Origin of the sequence: Streptomyces canus 299MFChir4.1 (assembly GCF_000383615.1) — a bacterium.
Taxonomy (GTDB): domain Bacteria; phylum Actinomycetota; class Actinomycetes; order Streptomycetales; family Streptomycetaceae; genus Streptomyces; species Streptomyces canus_C.
On the sequence record NZ_KB911626.1, the window covers coordinates 12,520 to 30,252 of the forward strand.

At 68.3% G+C, this 17,733-nt stretch carries 14 protein-coding genes and 1 pseudogene; 11 read left to right on the forward strand and 4 right to left on the reverse strand.

The annotated features are described in order from the left end of the window. Positions 1-24: 24 nt before the first annotated feature. A complete protein-coding gene (locus H293_RS0143145) occupies positions 25-1,035 on the forward strand; it encodes an NAD(P)-dependent alcohol dehydrogenase (RefSeq protein ID WP_020123985.1) in 1,011 nt (336 codons plus the stop codon). A 536-nt stretch (positions 1,036-1,571) separates the two neighbouring features. On the opposite strand, the gene H293_RS0143150 is transcribed toward H293_RS0143145, so the two are convergent. Beyond that, complete coding sequence (locus tag H293_RS0143150) at positions 1,572-2,576, reverse strand: helix-turn-helix transcriptional regulator (RefSeq protein ID WP_028808712.1); 1,005 nt, start codon at positions 2,574-2,576, stop codon at positions 1,572-1,574. 190 nt (positions 2,577-2,766) lie between these two features. Here H293_RS0143150 and H293_RS60875 point away from each other — a divergent pair, with 190 nt between their 5' ends. Both H293_RS60875 and H293_RS0143160 read left to right on the forward strand, forming a co-directional pair. Beyond that, entirely contained in the window at positions 2,767-3,129 is a 363-nt protein-coding gene (locus H293_RS60875; protein ID WP_051138250.1) for a transposase, read from the forward strand. Positions 3,130-3,142: 13 nt separating this feature from the next. Beyond that, positions 3,143-4,603: an aldehyde dehydrogenase gene (locus tag H293_RS0143160; RefSeq protein WP_033416434.1), complete on the forward strand. Its 1,461-nt coding sequence runs from the start codon at positions 3,143-3,145 to the stop codon at positions 4,601-4,603. A gap of 785 nt (positions 4,604-5,388) precedes the next feature. Here the strand turns inward: H293_RS0143160 and H293_RS0143165 are convergent. Beyond that, entirely contained in the window at positions 5,389-5,736 is a 348-nt protein-coding gene (locus tag H293_RS0143165; protein ID WP_158694531.1) for a hypothetical protein, read from the reverse strand. Positions 5,737-5,999: 263 nt separating this feature from the next. On the opposite strand from H293_RS0143165, the gene H293_RS0143170 reads away from it, so the two are divergent. Both H293_RS0143170 and H293_RS56065 read left to right on the forward strand, forming a co-directional pair. Further along, positions 6,000-6,251: a hypothetical protein gene (locus tag H293_RS0143170; protein ID WP_020123990.1), complete on the forward strand. Its 252-nt coding sequence runs from the start codon at positions 6,000-6,002 to the stop codon at positions 6,249-6,251. Then, a pseudogene (locus H293_RS56065) lies at positions 6,242-6,444 on the forward strand (IS630 family transposase); the annotation flags it as partial. The gene H293_RS0143170 and the pseudogene H293_RS56065, both read left to right, overlap by 10 nt. A 31-nt stretch (positions 6,445-6,475) precedes the next feature. Here H293_RS56065 and H293_RS0143180 read toward each other — a convergent pair. Beyond that, on the reverse strand, positions 6,476-6,904 hold the full coding sequence (locus tag H293_RS0143180) for a hypothetical protein (protein ID WP_020123992.1): 429 nt from the start codon (positions 6,902-6,904) through the stop codon (positions 6,476-6,478). A gap of 652 nt (positions 6,905-7,556) precedes the next feature. Beyond that, a complete protein-coding gene (locus H293_RS0143185; protein ID WP_158694532.1) occupies positions 7,557-8,018 on the reverse strand; it encodes a GNAT family N-acetyltransferase in 462 nt (153 codons plus the stop codon). 807 nt (positions 8,019-8,825) lie between these two features. On the opposite strand from H293_RS0143185, the gene H293_RS51425 reads away from it, so the two are divergent. The 6 genes from H293_RS51425 (at position 8,826) to H293_RS0143215 (ending at position 17,600) form a co-directional block, all read left to right on the forward strand. Next, positions 8,826-9,896 (forward strand): LacI family DNA-binding transcriptional regulator, encoded by a 1,071-nt coding sequence (locus H293_RS51425; RefSeq protein WP_020123994.1) that lies wholly within the window; start codon positions 8,826-8,828, stop codon positions 9,894-9,896. Between the two features lie 497 nt (positions 9,897-10,393). Continuing rightward, positions 10,394-11,488, forward strand: coding sequence for an ABC transporter substrate-binding protein (locus H293_RS0143195; protein WP_020123995.1), 1,095 nt, complete (start codon positions 10,394-10,396; stop codon positions 11,486-11,488). 83 nt (positions 11,489-11,571) lie between these two features. Next, a complete protein-coding gene (locus H293_RS0143200) occupies positions 11,572-13,128 on the forward strand; it encodes a sugar ABC transporter ATP-binding protein (RefSeq protein WP_020123996.1) in 1,557 nt (518 codons plus the stop codon). Further along, the gene (locus H293_RS0143205) at positions 13,121-14,083 is read left to right on the forward strand and encodes an ABC transporter permease (RefSeq protein WP_020123997.1); all 963 of its coding nucleotides are present in this window, start codon (positions 13,121-13,123) and stop codon (positions 14,081-14,083) included. The genes H293_RS0143200 and H293_RS0143205 overlap by 8 nt, the downstream gene beginning before the upstream one ends. Further along, the gene (locus H293_RS0143210) at positions 14,080-15,114 is read left to right on the forward strand and encodes an ABC transporter permease (RefSeq protein WP_020123998.1); all 1,035 of its coding nucleotides are present in this window, start codon (positions 14,080-14,082) and stop codon (positions 15,112-15,114) included. Before H293_RS0143205 ends, H293_RS0143210 begins: the two co-directional genes overlap by 4 nt. 125 nt (positions 15,115-15,239) lie before the next feature. Continuing rightward, positions 15,240-17,600: a glycoside hydrolase family 2 gene (locus tag H293_RS0143215; protein ID WP_051138251.1), complete on the forward strand. Its 2,361-nt coding sequence runs from the start codon at positions 15,240-15,242 to the stop codon at positions 17,598-17,600. The last annotated feature ends 133 nt before the right edge of the window (positions 17,601-17,733 follow it).

The following is a 17,733-nucleotide window of genomic DNA, read 5'->3' on the forward strand; positions in this document are numbered from 1 at the left end:
TTTGATGTGCTGGAGGGAACGTAGATGGTTCAGGCGTATTCGGTCGAAAGGGCGGGCGGACCGGTGGTGCCGCGCGAGGTGGAGACTCGGCCGCTGGGCCCGCTCGAGGTCGATGTGGCGGTGACCCACTGCGGGGTCTGCCGCTCGGACATCACCCTGATCGACGACGAGTACGGGTATGCCGCCTTTCCGCTGGTCGCCGGGCACGAGGCAGTTGGCGTGGTAACCGCGATCGGCGAGGCCGTGCCGGAGGGCCGCCTCAGCGTCGGGCAACGGGTCGGCGTGGGCGCCATCGCCGGGTCGTGTTTTGCCTGTGAGTGGTGTCTCACCGGGCAGCACGGCATGTGCCCGGACAGGGATGACCCAGTCACGCGCGGTCTCGGCGGCGGGTTCGCCCAGCAGATTCGGGCCGGCGACTGGCGACACGTTCCGGCAATCCCAGAGGCGATCAGCTCCGAGCACGCAGGCCCGTTGTTGTGTGGCGGGGCCACCGTCTTCGCTCCGCTGCTGCGCTACGGGGTCAAGCCGATTGACCGAGTCGCCGTCGTCGGCATCGGCGGCCTTGGCCACCTGGCGATCCAGTTCCTGGCGGCCTGGGGCTGCCACGTCACGGCGATTTCTGCCACGAACTCGAAAGAAGCCGACACGCGCCGCCTCGGCGCGCACCACTTCATCAACTCTGACAGCGATGAGTTGGAGCAGGCAAAAGGTGAATTCGACTTCATTTTGTCGACCGTCTCCGCTGACCTCCCCTGGGAAAGCTACCTCGCCGCGTTGCGCCCTCGCGGTATTTTCTGTTCAGTCGGTGTACCTCCGAGCGACATGTCGCTGAACTCGGTCGACCTCGTGTCTCGCGAGTTGAGCGTCGTCGGCGCCATCGCCAGTTCGGTTCATGTCACACGGCAGATGCTTGACTTCGCCGCTCGGCACGAGATCCGCCCGCAGATCGAGGTCTTCCCGGTCAATCGAATGGACGAAGCCCTGGAACAGGTCCGCAGTAACCGAATCCGCTACCGCGCCGTCATCGAGCTCTGACCTCCCATTTCATTCGCCGCGCCGTCCGGATCTTGGTCGGCGACGCGAAAGCGCCTCCTGCGCCGAAATGAGGAGGCCGGCCCAATACGACGCGGGCACGGGCCCTTGATGAAAACTCAAGGGTTTCCGTCTCACCGCTCGCGTGGTGCGTCGCCTCAGGGTCAGCAGCTCGCCGCGCACGCCCTGGCAGCCGACCGGGGTACGCAAGGGCACAGAACGTGCTGCTCGTCGAGACCGCAAGGGCGCCGCGGGCAGGGGGATATCCGTGCGGTCGCCGCCGTGATGCCTTTGTGGGCAGCACCTGATCCGCATGTCCTGGAGGAATTCCGCGCATTGGGAGGGGCGACAATTCTCGGCTCGATCCGGGTAACCCGCCTGACGCCTCTCGGCAGGGGCGTTCTCAAATCCTCAGGATCCAGTGCCTCGTGTGTCCAGGATCAAGGGCCAAGGTCCCACCAGTCTCAACCCCCTGGGACCAACCCAGGCGCCGCGGGCTGGACCGCGTCCGCGGCGTCGTCAGTGGCGTCCGGTGCCCGTTACAGCCAACCTCGGCGGGCGGCCTGCCAAGCCAACTGCATGCGGGTCCCCGCTCCGGCGAGTGCCATCATGCGCTGGATGTGCCGTTGTACCGTACGGCGGCTCAGGCCCAGTTGGGTGGCCATTGCCTTGTCGGTGACCCCCACCACCAGGAGGGCGAGCAGGCGCCGGTCGAAAGCGGACAGCGGGTCCGGCCCGCCGGCCCCGTCCGTACCGGTGACCGTGCTGGATTCGTCGATGGCCAGGGGGACGGCGTCCTCCCAGTAGCGTTCGAAAAGGGCGATGAGGGCGGCGACCAGACTGCTGTCGCGCAAGAGGGCCGCGGTCGGTTCGTCGGGATTGCCCTGCGGGCCGCCGGGCACGAGTGGGCAGACCGCGATGGCGCGGTCCGCGATCGCCAGGCGCAGCGGCAGGTGCGGGACCGCGCGGGCGACCTCCCCGGCGCGCATCCCTGCAACAACGTTGTCAACAGCCTCTTCGTCATCGAAGAAGGCCTTCTCGTACAGCACCCGGTAGTGCACGCCGCGACCCAGGGCCTCAAATTCCGAGTCATTGCTGCCCGAGGGCATGGCGACGTACTGGGCCTTGCAGAACCAGAGCATCTCGTGCTGGGCACTCGCCTGGATCTGTCGCAGGTGCTGGCGCAGCGCTTCGGCGCCCGTGATGACCTCGATCAGCTCGCTGGCGTCCCGCCGACGCATCGTGTCGCGGTAGGTCTGCAGCAGATTGGTGACTTCGGCCCGGGCGACGTCGAGTGCGTCGGCGTTCTGTCTGAGCCGGGGCAGCAGCGCCACATCGGGGGGAGTGGCGCGGAAGTGCCGCGGCAGCGTGTCGGTGTGGCTCGCCATTCCCTTGGCGGCCAGCGCATCGAGGACCGCCGCAGCCTCGACCAGGCTCAGACCGGTATGCGAGGCAACATCCTCGGCTGAGGCCTGGCTGACCGTCATGAGATGCCGGTAGACGGACTCCTCGGCGCCCGACACCCCTGCAGGCCCCAGCGTCATGGCATCCTCCCCGCGACCGGCCGACTTCGATGGTTGAACACCGTACTGCACGGTTGTTACTGCAGGGTGAGGGTGAGGGTGAGCGGGGCTGTCCTTCGCCCGCCCACCCTTCTCTGAACCCCAGGAGGACTGTGTCCTACGTGGTGAGGCGGACGAGGTGCTTCTAGCAGCAGAGGGCAGCGGCCGAGAAATGCCACGTACTTGCGGGGATAACGTTCGTAGCGGGACCGGGTCTGCGGTCCGGGACGGACTGTCCGCCCACTGGAGTCGGGCCATGCGGGCCTGGGCTGCCGAGCAGGACTGGCTGACACTGGAGCGGCTGTCGGCCTGCGCACCCGAACTCAATCCGGTCGAACCGCTGTGGTTGGCCGTTAAGACCCGCGAGCTGGCCAACCTCGTCGGCGACCACCTCGCCGACGTCGCCGACGCGGCCGAACGCGGCATCCATAATCCATCCCTAACCACCACAGAACTTGCGAAAAGCCCAGTAGGGCACATTTCCTTAGCCCGAGTTGGCCAAGGTGGCATCATGGATCGACGGTTCATGCTGTAAGGAGCGTTCCATAGTGAAAGCCACATCATCTTCGACTGATCTGAACATTGACTGGCTGTTCATAGGGGGTGCCCGTGTGAGCCCTCGCTCGGCCGAGCGCATCACGGTGACCTCTCCGAACACAAGCGCAGTGATCGGTTCTGTACCGCATTCAGGTGTCGAAGATGTCGATGCGGCTGTCGGTGCTGCGCGTGCCGCGTTCGATGACCCGGAGGGCTGGACTAAGTGGGCCCCCGCACGGCGGGCGCGCGCGATGCGCCGTTTCGCCGACTCCATCGAGAGGAGGGTGCCGGAGTTCGCTCGCCGTATCAGTAGTCAGAACGGCATGCCCCTGACCACCGCCCTTGCCACTGACGGCCGTACGCCTGTCGACGTTCTGCGCCTGTTTGCGGATTTCGCCGACCAGCTCGTGGACGATGAGGAGAGGAGATCTTTTACCGGTGGCAGGACCGTGGTGCGCCGGTTGCCCCTGGGCGTGGTCGGGGCCATCGTGCCGTGGAACTTTCCGCAGACGCTTGCCGTGTTCAAGTACGCGCCTGCGCTGGCGGTGGGCTGCACTGTCGTGCTCAAGCCGTCGCCGGAGACCGTCCTCGACGCCGCCCTGCTGGCCGAGGCGGCTGAGGAAGCGGACTTGCCCGCAGGCGTGTTCAACATCGTGCCCGGCGGCCCGGAGACCGGGAAGCATCTTGTAAGCCACCCCGACGTGGACAAGATTGCCTTCACCGGCTCGACCGAGGCCGGGCGGAGCATCGGCGAGGCATGCGGCAGGCTGATGCGCCCGGTGACGCTGGAACTGGGCGGCAAATCTGCCGCCATCGTCCTTGACGACGCGGACCTCGCCGAAGCTGCGGGTGACGGCAGGCTGGCCAAGGCGACCATGGGAAACAATGGCCAGACCTGCCACTTGTCCACGCGTGTGCTACTCCCACGCTCGCGCTACGACGAGATGGTCGACGTCTTCGCCGAGTTGGCCGGTTCCTTGGTCGTGGGTGACTCACTCGATCCGGCGACGCAGGTCGGTCCGATGGTGACCAGCCGCCATCGCGACAGGGTGGAGAGCTACATTGCGATGGGTCATGCGGAAGGAGCCCGCCTCGTGGCTGGTGGAGCCCGGCCGGATCGGCGGGGCTGGTTTGTGCGACCCACGGTGTTCGCCGATGTATCCAATGCCTCCACGATCGCGCGGGAAGAGATTTTCGGCCCGGTTCTGAGTCTGATCCCCTATGACGGCGTGGAGGAGGCTGTCAGGATCGCTAATGACTCGCGCTACGGTCTGGCGGGCACGGTCTGGACATCCGACCCCGAGCGCGGTCTCGATGTCGCGAAGCAGATCGTAACGGGCGGTGTGGGACTCAACGGATTCCGCCCGGATCCCGCTTCTCCCCTGGGGGGAACAAAGGACAGTGGCCTCGGTTCGGAGATGGGCCCCGAGAGCATGGCCCATTACCAACGATTCCAGTCGATCTATCTCTGAACCCGCCGCAGCCGGAAGACGCCGCAGATGGGAGTGCCGCGCGAGGCACCGGCGCCGGGTGGCGTACTGTCCCTTTGCCCGGCTCAACAGGACGGCCGCGGCCTGCGGTCCCGCACCTGCTTCGCACGTTGCGCGGGACCGCACTCATCGTCCCCGCTCTGCGCCCACCCAGGTCCTCGGCCGCCGTGGGATGTGGCGCAGGTGTTCCCCGTCGCCCGTTCCACGGGCCGACGCCGCGCGCCCCATCGGCGGCAGAGCACCGTGGACGGCAGGCAATACGTCCAGCCGAGGCGTCAGCCCACCGCGCCGCGGACATCTCGCACAGAACAGGCATACCGCGACGATCACACATGGCCAGCCCTCAACGACATCACGCCGCAAATGTCAGTAACCACGGGGCGTGGCCATCGGGCTCACCAGCGTGCCGTCACAGGCGAGGAATCGCCCTCACCGGGCGGGCTCTAGCGGCGACCAGATAACGAGGTGGATGACATAGGCCGTCCGGGTCTCAGAGGCCCAACGAGGGTGCGGTGTCGACGTACGGCGACGCGCGTCTGGAATCCGCCTGCAGAAAGGCGATTGCGGTCGGCGACCGTTCCTACTGCACAAGCAATCCTGGTCGCCAAGCACCGAGGCCGATCCGGAGACCGGCGACGCCGGAGCCGCGGCCGTCATGCACGGCCCCGCGGGGCTGTTCGCCGTCACTCCCCGCTCGGGCGGTGACGGCCTATGGGGGAGCGGGTGCGGGGTGGCCATGGGCCACGGCATCCGGCCATGCAGCTCGATCAGGTCGGTGGCTCGCCCAGGTCCACTGCCGGCTCACTCAACACCTTGACCAGAACGGCATTGGCGACCTGCGCCAGTCGGCTCAGCTGCAGCGCCTCGAACTGGAAGTACGGGTTGACCTGGAACGGCCCCGCGTGGCCGCCGTAGCCGAGGACCTGCTCCGATCCGAACAGCGTCCCTCGGTACCCCGTATGCGCACGCTGGTTGTACAGCGGGCCTGTGAGCTCCTTCACCTGTTTCTGCGTCAGCACGGTCTTGAGTGCTTTCCGGAAGCGCTTCTCGGCAACTCCCTTGTGGTGCTTGCACTCGGGATGGCAGTCGCACATGGAGTCAGGGACGGACCTCATGCCGACGCCCTCGATTGCGGCTACGAAGGTGAGCAGCGAGAGCGACGGATGACGTCTCTCCAGTCGTACGGCCTCGTACGCGCACGGCCCACTGCAGCTGCAGAGAGCCTCCGCCATCTTGGTTTCGGCTGGTCGCGGGCCCTGGCGTGATGGTGGGTGGTGTTCGGGCTGGTGGTGGGGAAGTGTCCAGCATGTAGATCATCTGGCAGGGCAGTTCGCCTGTTCCAGTCCGCTGCCCCGCCCTCTTCCCTACGATCCGGCACATGGTGGATCCCGAGGTGACCGAGCGGATCGCAGTACGCCGCGTGGAGTTGGACGATTTGGAAGAACAGCTGGTCAAGCAGTTAGCGGAGGTACGGGCCGAGCGCGATGACCTCGCCGCGGCCGAGCGGGTGCTGACCCGGATGAGCGAGCAGATCGCCGCGGCACGGGCCGCGGCGGCGCCGGCTGCCGCACAGGTGGGTGGGAAAGTGATGCTGCTGATCCCGCACCCCCGGAGGTCACCGGGCCTCTGAGGCAGTTCACGATCGCCACCTCCCACCACGCAACCACGGCGTGCAGACCCGGGCCCTGCACGCCTACCTGCGCTGGCGCAACGCCAACGCCCGCCACCCGGGCGTCCTGGTCGCCGAACGCAAGGAACGCGCCCGCATCCGCAGCGAGAAGGGCATCCGCTGGGGCGGACGCTCCCTCGCCGCCGCGGCCTGAACGACCCGGCGAACCCCATGCGCTCACAGCACTAGCCAGCCGAACCGACCAAGGTCTCGAAGCCTGAGCTGTCGCAGTAAGACACTGCACGACCCTCAGCCCCGATGTCGCCTCCGACCGCGTTGACAGTGTCATCGAGGATGTCGGTGCCACCGTGTTCCAGGCCTGCCCGGTCAAGCCTTTTCGAGGCCTCGATGACCGCATGCCCTGCCGATTCGGTGTTGTCGAACTCGGGCGACTGGACACTCTGTCCGTCACCGGCATCGTCGTCTGGCTCGCCGGTTGTCGTGGCGTGCGCCGTGTCCTGCCAGGACCCCAGCTTGGTGCAGTAATCCCGTTGTCGCTCCTTGGCCTGCGCTGGGTCGTCCGACGAACAACTGCTCATCAGGACAGCGGCGACGACAACGACCGCTGCTCGCCCGACTGCTCGTGTAATCCCACTGCTGTGCTGCAAGGACATGCCCTCCCCGAAACTGCCGCCACAGAGTATGGATCAGGAAGGTGTCACCCTGCGCCGATCTCCAAGCATCATCAGCACCGGATCGGCGAGGAGTTGAGCAGTGCACGGTCAACCGGCGAACCTAATTCGTTCTCAACGGCCCACACAGAGCGGTTGTCGCTCCAGCGGGCTGTTCGAGTACGGGGCTGCGATGCCTCCGGCGAACCGGGTTCATTGAGACCTCCGCATAGAGCGGCGTGCAGTTCCCGTGCTCGTGGTGGTGGTCTCGTGGGCGTCGGACGGATTCCTACACGAAGCCTGGCGTGAGGAGCCTTGAGCGAAGAGCGAAGAGCGAAGAGCGAAGCGCTCGCGCCTGTGTGACCGCCGCCACCCCAAGCCGTGCTTGCTCGTTGACGTTGGTGGTGCGAGCCTGCTGCGGTCCAGACGCGGGGCGCTGGCGGCGAGCAGGTGGATCATCTCGTCGCGCCAGCGGCGGACGGTGGATTCGGCGACGTTGTTTCCGCCGGCCATGTCGGCCAGGCGCTGGTCGTGGCGGAGCATGGCCAGGACGATCACTGCCCAGCGCTGCTCGGCGACGTTTCGTCGGGCGCTCCTCGTGCTTTCGGGTTGTGATGCCTGCCTATCTCTCCTCCCGCGATGTGCGGCGGACGCATCAGTCGGACGATAGGCAGGCCAACCGGGCGCCGACCAGTCCAGGGGAGTCCGTCTTCCGCATGCCGCAGGATGCGAAGAAGGCCATGCGCCCTTCGTACCCGGATTCTTGCGGATCCGGGTAGAGCACCAGGCTGTCCACGTGCGCCGCCCGGGCGTCGACGACGAATTTTCGCACGAGCGCGGTGGCGACACCCCGGCGCCGGAAGCGTGAGGAGACGACCAGCTTCATGATGCGTGCTCTCGGGGCTGGGTATCCTCCGCCGGGCTCGCTCATGTCCACGAAGGTCCCCTCGAGGAAGCCCACAACGTCGGTGTCTGTCAGGGCGACGTAGAGCTTCTCGTAGGGGCGATACCTGTGGTCGATCAGGCTCAGCGCATCGTGCGTGCATTCCTCAGCGACGAGCAGGGCACGCAGCCCAGCGTCATGGGCGTCGTCCAGCTCGATGACCTTCGCAATCATGTGCGTCACGGTAGAGCAACGAGCGATCAAGTCGCACTTGCCAGTGCTGGAGTTGGCTCATGCTGGCGTGAGGAGGGCGGGTTACGTTGCAGTGAGCAAATCGTTCAGGCGGCGTGGGTGAAGACGAGGTGGCGGAGACGGAGCATGTGCGGCCGGTCGACGGCGTCGGCTTCGATCAGGTCGACAGCGAACGCCTGGAGAAGACGCCACAGTGGACGGCCCGCGGATCCTCGTGTCAGGAGCCATGTGTGGGAACGTGGAGCACCGGCCCGCGACAGCGACCTCGCCGCAGACTTCGTCAATGAACTTGAGGGACTCACACATCAGCAGGTCATCGGCGTGTTGGAGCGGGTATGCCAGCGAGTCACCGACCCGCGAGAACCCGTAGGGCGACCTGTATCCGTGTGGCGAAAGCCGCCCCCGGATCGGCGAAAGCTGCCCCCGGGCCCCGAGTCTCTTTGCTCAGCCGGACAACCGGGAAGATGAACGTACCGTCTCGCCGTGAGCCTGCCGAGAGCATGGGGCCTCTGCGGCCCATGACTGCCCGGTGCCGTGGGCGGCGCGCCCCGGCTCCTCCCCTCACGCCGCGGAAGGTTCCAGGCTATATGTCTGGCCTGCCGGACATGGCGATGCGATGCTCGTGCGGGACGCTCACCCGCCGCCTTGTCAGTGCGAAGCGGGCGGATGTATAACGTTGTAAAAGCCGCCGTGGCAAGAGCCAGAGCTGGCACTCGACGCCAAGCGCATCGTACGGACACCGTGCCCGGCCCCGACCGCCCGAGCCGAGCCGCTTTGAAGGGGAATGCCGTGCGGGTCAGCCTCAAGGACGTCGCCGCCCACGCGGGGGTCTCGATCAAGACCGTCTCGAACGTGGTCAACAACTACCAGCACGTCACTCCCGCGATGCGCGAACGCGTCCAGCGGTCGATCGACGTACTCGGCTACCGCCCCAATCTGGCCGCCCGGCACCTGCGCAAGGGCCGTACGGGCATGATCGCACTGGCCCTGCCCGAACTCGGCAACCCCTACTTCGCCGAACTCGCGGCCGCGGTCATCAACGCCGCCGCCGCCCATGACTACATCGTGCTGCTCGACCACACCGGCGGACGCCGTGAGCAGGAGCTGCTGGTCAGCCAGGGGTTCCGCGCACGCGTGATCGACGGACTGATCCTGAGTCCTATCGAGTTGGAGACCGAGGATCTGCGCGACCGGGCGGAGAGCGTTCCACTGGTGCTGCTGGGAGAGCGGGACTATGACCTGCCGTACGACCACATCGCCATCGACAATGTCGCCGCGGCCCGCGCCGCCGTCCGGCACCTGATTGCTCTCGGGCGCCGGGAAGTGGCCTTCATCGGTGCCCGTCGCGGCCGCAGTGAGCCCGCCCAGCTGCGGGTACGCGGCTGGCGGGAGGAACTCAGCGCCGCCGGACTCCCGGCAGACGACGGGCTGGTGGCCGCCACCGACGGGTGGGGGCATGCCGACGGCGCGGCGGCCATGACGCGCATCCTTGATGCCGGCCGGCGCCCCGACGCGATCTTCGCGTACAACGACCCGATGGCCATCGGCGCGATGCGCGTCCTGCACCAGCGCGGACTGCGTGTTCCCGAGGACATCGCGGTCGTCGGCTTCGACGACGTGGTCGAAGGCCACTTCGGCGCGGTGTCGCTCACCTCCGTGTCGCCCGACAAAGAGGCCATCGGCCGGCTCGCCGTGGAGTCGGTGCTCGCCCGGCTGGGCGGCGCGGCACCCGAACCCCGCCGCGTCTGGGCGGGCTACCGCCTCGTCGAGCGGGAGAGCACCCTCGGACGCGAGGCGCCGGAGCACGGGGCCCAGGACCGATCGGTCGGGCCGCGGCCTGCGGGTCGGCCGGCACCCTGAGACCCTCCGTCGGAACCTGTCCACGCTCTCCGTGCCCTTCGCCCCCGATCGGCGCGCTCCGGCCTGCGTCCGGCCCTTCGCGCGCGGGCTCGACATGGCCTGTGGGGACCCAGGCCCGAGGGCTCGCGGCACCGCCGGCCCCCGCCACCGGTGTGCCCCGCCCCTGACCTCCCGACAGTGCCGACGGGGCGGGGCCGGGAAGCTCTTGGGCTCGCTCCCCGGGCACAGCCGTCGGCGGCAAACCTGCCAGGCCGTCTCGGCGTTCGCGGGTGGACAGCGGCTGTGCGAACGGCAGAGCGCCGGTAAGCGCTTCCCCGGTACCTCCGGTTTCTCACGATGCACGCAGGTGTGTGCACAGGGGGTTTACAGCATCCTTCCAACGATGTAAAAACCTCTTGCGCGGGCCCGACAACGTTGCCCGCCAGGGGAGAAGCACCGTTTCCGTTCCTGGTTCAACTCCCCAGTTCCTTTTCGGCGTCACCCGGATCGGGGTCCCCATGCAGCGCACCACTCACCGTCCTCGTCTCCTCACCCGGCCCGGGGTCGTGGCCCTGGCCGCCGCGGTTGTCTTGACCGCCGGCGCCTGCGCCAAGTCGGAGGACGACGCCTCGAAGGACACCAAGCCCTCGGCCGCCGCGGGCGCGGAACAAAAGGCCGTCGCACCGAAGCCGGGCAGCAAGTCGTGCACCATCGACGCCTACGGCGCCGAGAAGTTGGACCTGACGAAGGCGACCGTGGGCTTCTCCCAATCGGAGAAGGAGGCGAACCCATTCCGCATCGCCGAGACCCAGTCCATCAAGGACGAGGCGAAAAAGCGGGGCGTCAAGCTGCTGACGGCCAACGCCCAGTCGCAGTTCTCCAAGCAGATCAGCGACGTGCAGGACCTGCTCGCCAAGGGCGCCGACCTCCTGGTGATCGCCCCGCTCAACTCCGACGGCTGGGACCCGGTACTGCAGGCCGCCGCCGCCAAGAAGGTGCCCATCGTCACGATCGACCGCAAGATCAACGCCACCGCCTGCAAGGACTACGTGTCCTTCATCGCCTCCGACTTCGTCGAACAGGGCAAGCGGGCCGCCGACCAGATGATCGAGGCCACGGGCGGCAAGGGCGAGGTCGCCATCCTCCTCGGCGCGGCCGGAAACAACGTCACCACCGAGCGCACCAAGGGCTTCAAGGAGCGGATCGCCGAGAAGGCGCCAGACCTGAAGGTGGTGTTCGAGCAGACCGGTGACTTCGCCCGCGAGAAGGGCCAGCAGGTCACCGAGCAGCTCATCCAGTCGAAGCCCGGCATCAAGGGCATCTACGCCGAGAACGACGAGATGGGCCTCGGCGCGGTGGCCGCGCTCAAGGGCGCAGGCAAGAAGGCCGGCGACGTCAAGATCGTGACGGTCGACGGTACCCGCAACGCCGTCCAGGGCATCGTGGACGGCTGGATCAGCGGCGTCATCGAGTCCAACCCCCGGTTCGGCCCGCTGGCGTTCCAGACGCTGGACACCTTCACCAAGGGTGAGGCAGTGCCGCAGGACGTCATCATCCAGGACAGCGCCTACGCCGCGGACAACGCGAAGGCGGAGATCGGCAAGGCCTACTGATCTTCCGGTGGGGGCCCGGGCACCCGTGCCCCCACCGCCTTCCCGGCACCACGTTCCGCACCCTTCTCTCCCTGGAGGCACAGGTGGCACCCCCCGCCGAAGTCCTCGCCGTCCGCGGACTGAGCAAGAGCTTTCCCGGCGTCCGGGCACTGGACGATGTGGACCTCACCCTGCACGCCGGCGAGGTCCACGCGCTGATCGGCGAGAACGGCGCCGGCAAGTCGACCCTCATCAAGCTCCTCACCGGCGTGTACCGCCCCGACGCGGGCGAGATCACCTTCCAGGGTCACGCGGTCTCCTTCGGCACACCACTGGAGGCGCAGAAGGCGGGCATCTCGACCATCTACCAAGAGGTCAACCTGATCCCGTTGCTCAGCGTGGCCCGCAACCTCTTCCTGGGCCGCGAACCACGTAACCGCTTCGGCGTGCTGGACCTCGCCCGGATGAACCGGGAGGCCGAGGACACCCTGCGCGGCTACGGCGTCCAGGTGGACGTGCGCCGGCCGTTGCGCACCCTGGGTGTCGGTGCCCAGCAGATGGTGGGCCTGGCCCGCGCCGTGGCCACCGACGCGCGCGTCGTCATCATGGACGAGCCGACATCCTCGCTCGAACCACGCGAGGTCGAAACCCTGTTCTCGGTGATCCGTCGCCTGCGCGACGCGGGGATCGCCGTCGTCTACGTCAGCCACCGCCTCGACGAGCTGTACGCCGTGTGCAGCACGGTCACCGTGCTCCGCGACGGCCGGCGCGTCCACCACGGCAGCCTGGCCGACCTGGACCGTCTCGCCCTGGTGTCCACGATGCTCGGCCGGGACCTGGGGGAGGTCCGCGAGGAGGGCCTCACCAAGTTCACCGGTGATCACCAGAGCGCCGGCTCCGAACCTGTGCTGGACGCGGCGGATTTGACCGTGCCGCACAAGCTGCACGGGGTGTCCCTGAGCATCCGGCCCGGCGAGGTCGTCGGGCTGGGCGGGCTGCTCGGCTCCGGACGCACCGAGACGGCGAAGGCCATCTCCGGCGCCCTGCCGGTCCGTTCGGGCCGCGTCACGGTCGCCGGAGTGCCGCTGCGCGGCGGTTCCGCGCCGGCCGCCATCCGTGCGGGCATCAGCCTGCTGCCGGAGGACCGTAAGAGCGAGGGCATCGTCCCCGGGCTGTCGGTCCGGGAGAACATCGCGCTCGCTGTTCTGCCCCGCCTGTCCCGCTTCGGCCTCGTCTCCGAGGCCCGCGTCGACAGCGTCGTCGACACGTTCATGAAGCGGCTGCGCATCAAGGCGTCCTCACCGCACCAGAAGGTGGGCGAACTGTCGGGCGGCAACCAGCAGAAGGTGCTGCTCGCCCGCTGGCTCGCCATGAACCCCAAAGTGCTGCTGCTCGACGAGCCCACCCGCGGCATCGACGTCGGCGCCAAGGCGGAGGTGCAGAAACTCGTGGACGAACTGGCCGCGGACGGGCTGGGCGTCCTGCTCATCTCCTCCGACCTGGAGGAACTGATCGAAGGGTCCGACCGGGTGGTCGTGCTGAAGGACGGCGCCGTCGTCGGCGAACTCACCGGGGACGACGTCACCGAGGAGAGGCTCATGCGCACCATCGCCGGTGACACCCTGGCGGAACCCGTCAAGGAGGTGACGAGCGATGGCTGAGGCCACCTTGCGCACCGCCCCGCTGGACAAGACCCGTGTGCTCCAGTGGCTCCAGACGTACGGCGTCTACGCAGGCGTCGCCGTCCTGCTCGTCGTCAACATCGTCATCACCCCGCACTTCCTCTCCGCGGAGAACTTCCGCACCCAGGCGGTGCAGGTCGCCCCCGTCATCATCGTCGCCCTCGGCATGGCCCTGGTCATCGGCACCGAAGGCGTCGACCTGTCCGTCGGCGCCGTCATGGCGCTGGCGGCGTCCGTCACGGCGCTCTACCTCGGCTACGGGCTGCTGCCCGCGCTGCTCGTGGTCGCGCTGTTCGCCGCCGCCGTCGGACTGGCCAACGGCGCGCTCGTCGCGCTCGTCGGCGTGCAGCCCATCGTGGCCACCCTGGCACTCATGGTCGGCGGCCGCGGCATCGCCCTGGTGCTGCTGCCCCAGTTGGAGGACCTGCGCAACCCCGCCCTGGCCTCCCTGGGTTCAGGCGACATCCTCGGCATCCCCTACCTCATCCTGATCGCCACGGTCCTGGCCCTGCTGGTGGCCTTCGTGGTGCGCCGCACCACCTTCGGCCGTCAGCTCCTCGCCATCGGCGACAGCCGGCCCGCGGCCCAGCTCGCCGGTCTGCCGGTGCGCCGCGTACTGATCATCGTGTATACCGTGTGCGCGCTGCTCGCGTCCGTGGCCGGTGTGCTGGCCACCGCCCGTCTCCAGGCCAGCGACCCGACCTCGCTCGGCAACCTGATGGAGCTCTCGGCGATCACGGCAGTCGTCGTCGGCGGCACACCGCTGACCGGTGGCCGGGTCAACATCGCCGGCACCGTGGCGGGAGCCGTCCTCATCCAGCTGCTCACCGCCACCCTCATCAAGCACGATCTGCCGCCCTCCTGGACCCAGATCGCCCAGGCCATAGTGATCGTCGCCGCGGTGTACGCGGCACGGGGACGGGGGAAGCGATGACCGTCACGAAAGCGGACGCACCCGTGACCACTGCGAGCAACGACCCGGCGGGAACGGGCGAGCCGGTCGGCTCGGCCCGGTCCGAACGGCTGAGCGCCCTCGTCCAGCAGCACGGCGCGCTGGCCGTGCTGGTGATCGTCTCCCTGGTGGCGTCGCTCTCCTTCGACTCCTTCGCCACCGGCGACAACGTCAGCAACATGGCGACCAGTTCGGCCTTCCTGGCGATCGTCGCCCTCGGCATGACCTTCGTCATCATCACCGGCGGCATCGACCTGTCGGTCGGTTCGCTGTTCGCCCTGGGCGGGGTGCTCGCGGCCTGGGGTTCACGGCATGGCACCCTCGTCGCCCTGTTGCTCCCCTTGGCCGTGTGCGGACTGATCGGAGTCGTCAACGGCCTGCTCGTGGCCCGATCCCGTCTCGCGCCCTTCATCGTCACGCTCGCCGCCATGCTGGGCGCGCGTGGCCTGCTGCTGGCCATCACCGACGAGGGCGCGGACACGTTCCTCATCGGCAAGGGCTCCCTCCTCGCCGAGCTGGGCCAGGGCACGACACTCGGCCTGGGCAATCCGGTGTGGATCACCCTGGCCCTGTTCGTGGCGGGCGCCGTCGTGTTGCGCCGCACCCGCTTCGGGCAGCACGTGTACGCGGTCGGCGGGAACGAGGACGCGGCGGCCCTGATGGGTGCCCCGGTCGCCCGCACGAAGATCCTCGTCTACACCCTGTCGGGCCTACTCGCCGGCCTGGCCGGTGCACTCAACGCCGCCTGGCTCGCCTCCGGCGTGACGATCCTCGGCAACGGCATGGAACTGGAAGCCATCTCCGCCGTGGTCATCGGCGGGACCCTGCTGACCGGTGGTCTCGGCTACGTCAGCGGTTCCCTGGTCGGTGTCCTGCTGCTGAAGGTCATCCAGAACGTCATCAACCAGATCGGCTCCCTCGACTCCTCCTACCAGCAGGTCGTCAGCGGTGCCTTCCTCGCCGTCGTCGTCATCGCCCAGACCTGGCTCGGCCGCAGACGGCAACTCATGTGACGGGCCGGTCCCGGTGGCCGAGCCCTCACGGCCCGGCCACCGGGACCGGCCAGGGCGGCCGGACTCCCCTCCGGCCGCCACCCTGCATGCGCACGTCTCCCCACCCCACGATCCAAGGAGGCACGATGCGTCAAGTACCCGCAGACAGAGGGCCGTTGGGCCGGCTGAAACGAGGAGCGCGGTGGGCCACCACCGCGCTCCTCGCTCTCACCCTGGCCGGCGGCACGGCCCTGACCGCCACCGGCCCCGCGACCGCGGCGCCCCAGGCGTGGACACCCAAGCCGTCCCCCATGACCACCCCGTGGACGAACCAGGTCCCCACCGACACACCGCTGCCGGAGTACCCCCGCCCCCAACTGACCCGCCCGGACTGGGCCAATCTCAACGGCATCTGGGACTTCGCCGTCACCTCGGCCGACGCCGGACAGCCGGCCGCCTTCACCGAGCAGATCCGGGTCCCGTTCGTCGCGGAATCCGCGCTCTCCGGCATCCGGCGCAAGATCACGCAGAACGACAAGCTGTGGTACAAGCGCACGTTCACCGTCTCGCCCGACTGGAATGGCCGCCGCGTCCAGCTCAACTTCGGCGCCAGTGACTGGCGTACGACCGTCTGGGTCAACGGCCGCCAGGCGGGTGCCACCCACAGCGGCGGATTCGACGGCTTCTCCTACGACGTCACCGACCTCCTCAACGGCGGTACCAACACGATCGTCGTCTCCGTCTGGGACCCCACCGAGACGGGTGGCCAAGCCGTGGGCAAGCAGCGGATCCGCGATGTGGCCACGCACCCCGGCGGCGGCATCTTCTACACCGCCGCCTCGGGTATATGGCAGACCGTATGGCTCGAACCGACCGCCCCCGCGTACATCGCGCGCCTGGACATGGTGCCGGACCTGGCGAACAGCCGCCTCAAGGTCACCGTCCGGGGCGCCGGTACGAGTGGTCACCAGGCCCGCGTCACCGTCTCCACGGGCGGTACCACCATCGGCACCGCCACCGGCCCGGTCGGCACCGAGTTCACCGTGCCCGTCCCGAACCCGCATCTGTGGACGCCGGAGGACCCCTTCCTCTACGACGTGAGGACCGACCTGCTCTCGGGCGGCACGACGGTCGACTCGGTCGGCAGCTACACCGGCATGCGCTCCATCGGCATCGCCCGGGTCGACGGTCTCCTGCGGCCGGTCCTCAACGGCCGGTTCGTCTTCCAGACCGGCACCCTGGACCAGGGCTACTGGCCGGACGGCATCTACACGGCGCCCACCGACGCCGCGCTCCGTCACGACCTGCAAAAGCACAAGGACCTCGGCTTCAACATGGTCCGCAAGCACATCAAGGTCGAGCCGCAGCGCTGGTTCTACTGGGCCGACCGGCTCGGCCTGCTGGTCTGGCAGGACATGCCGTCCATGGAGCACACCCCGGACGCCGCCGCCCGCACCCAGTGGGAGGCGGAGTACGACCGCATCATCGACCAGCACCGCAGCGCCCCGTCACTGGTCATGTGGGTCAACCAGAACGAGGGCTGGGGCCAGTACGACCAGGCCCGCATCGCCGACAAGGTCAAGGCGTACGACCCGTCGCGCCTCGTCGACAACATGAGCGGCGTGAACTGCTGCGGCGCCGTGGACGGCGGCAACGGCGACGTCGTCGACCACCACGTCTACGTCGGCCCCGGCACCACCGTGCCCACTTCCACCCGGGCCGCCGTGCTCGGAGAGTTCGGCGGACTCGGCTTCAAGGTCGCCGGCCACGAGTGGTACCCCGGCGGCGGCTTCAGCTACGAGGACCAGTCCGACCTGGCCCACCTGAACAACCGGTTCGTGGGTCTCATCGACGCGATCCGCGAAGTGCGCATGCCCCGTGGCCTGTCCGCCTCGGTCTACACCGAGATCACGGACGTCGAGAACGAGGTCAACGGCCTGCTCACCTACGACCGTCAGGTCGTCAAGGTCGACGAGGCCCGGGTGAGAGCCGCCAATCAGGCCCTGATCAACGCCTCCCGCGGGTCGACGGCCCCTCCCACCCTGCCCGTCAACGAGTACCGGTCGCTGCGGGTGACGACCCCGGGCTACACAGACCGGTTCGTGCGCCACAAGGACGGAGCGGTCTTCACCGAGATCGTGAACGGCGGCAGCGACGCCCTGCTGAAGAACGACGCCACCTGGAAGGTCGTCCCCGGGCTCGCCAACAGCTCCTGCTACAGCTTCGAGTCGCGCAACTACCCCGGGCAGTACCTGCGCCACCGCGACTTCCGCGTGTACAAGGAGGCCGGATCGGGTGACGTGTACCGGGCCGACGCCACCTTCTGTCCCGTTCGGGGCGCCAACGGCGGCGTACGGCTGTCGGCGTACAACTTCCCGGAGCAGTACCTGCGCCACTACAACGCCGAACTGTGGCTCGCCACCCCGGGCGGCACGCACACCTGGGACAACCCGGCACTGTTCGCGGAGGACACCACCTGGGCCGTCGAGGCCCCGTGGGCACCGTGACCGGGACGCGGTGACCTTGTCCCGACGGGGGCGGCGGCCGGTCGCGGGACCCGCCGCCGCTCCTGCCCGCCCGTCGACGGTGGGCCGGTGAGCGGGAAGTGGCATCGCTCCTTCCCGCCCTACGGGGCGGGGA

Bases quoted from the DNA above. Each gene is read 5' to 3' on its own strand.
- H293_RS0143145 (WP_020123985.1), top strand. From the start codon at position 25: ATGGTTCAGGCGTATTCGGTCGAAAGGGCGGGCGGACCGGTGGTGCCG.
- H293_RS0143150 (WP_028808712.1), bottom strand. From the start codon at position 2,576: ATGACGCTGGGGCCTGCAGGGGTGTCGGGCGCCGAGGAGTCCGTCTAC.
- H293_RS60875 (WP_051138250.1), top strand. From the start codon at position 2,767: ATGCCACGTACTTGCGGGGATAACGTTCGTAGCGGGACCGGGTCTGCG.
- H293_RS0143165 (WP_158694531.1), bottom strand. From the start codon at position 5,736: ATGAGGTCCGTCCCTGACTCCATGTGCGACTGCCATCCCGAGTGCAAG.
- H293_RS0143170 (WP_020123990.1), top strand. From the start codon at position 6,000: ATGGTGGATCCCGAGGTGACCGAGCGGATCGCAGTACGCCGCGTGGAG.
- H293_RS0143180 (WP_020123992.1), bottom strand. From the start codon at position 6,904: ATGTCCTTGCAGCACAGCAGTGGGATTACACGAGCAGTCGGGCGAGCA.
- H293_RS0143185 (WP_158694532.1), bottom strand. From the start codon at position 8,018: ATGATTGCGAAGGTCATCGAGCTGGACGACGCCCATGACGCTGGGCTG.
- H293_RS0143195 (WP_020123995.1), top strand. From the start codon at position 10,394: ATGCAGCGCACCACTCACCGTCCTCGTCTCCTCACCCGGCCCGGGGTC.
- H293_RS0143205 (WP_020123997.1), top strand. From the start codon at position 13,121: ATGGCTGAGGCCACCTTGCGCACCGCCCCGCTGGACAAGACCCGTGTG.
- H293_RS0143210 (WP_020123998.1), top strand. From the start codon at position 14,080: ATGACCGTCACGAAAGCGGACGCACCCGTGACCACTGCGAGCAACGAC.
- H293_RS0143215 (WP_051138251.1), top strand. From the start codon at position 15,240: ATGCGTCAAGTACCCGCAGACAGAGGGCCGTTGGGCCGGCTGAAACGA.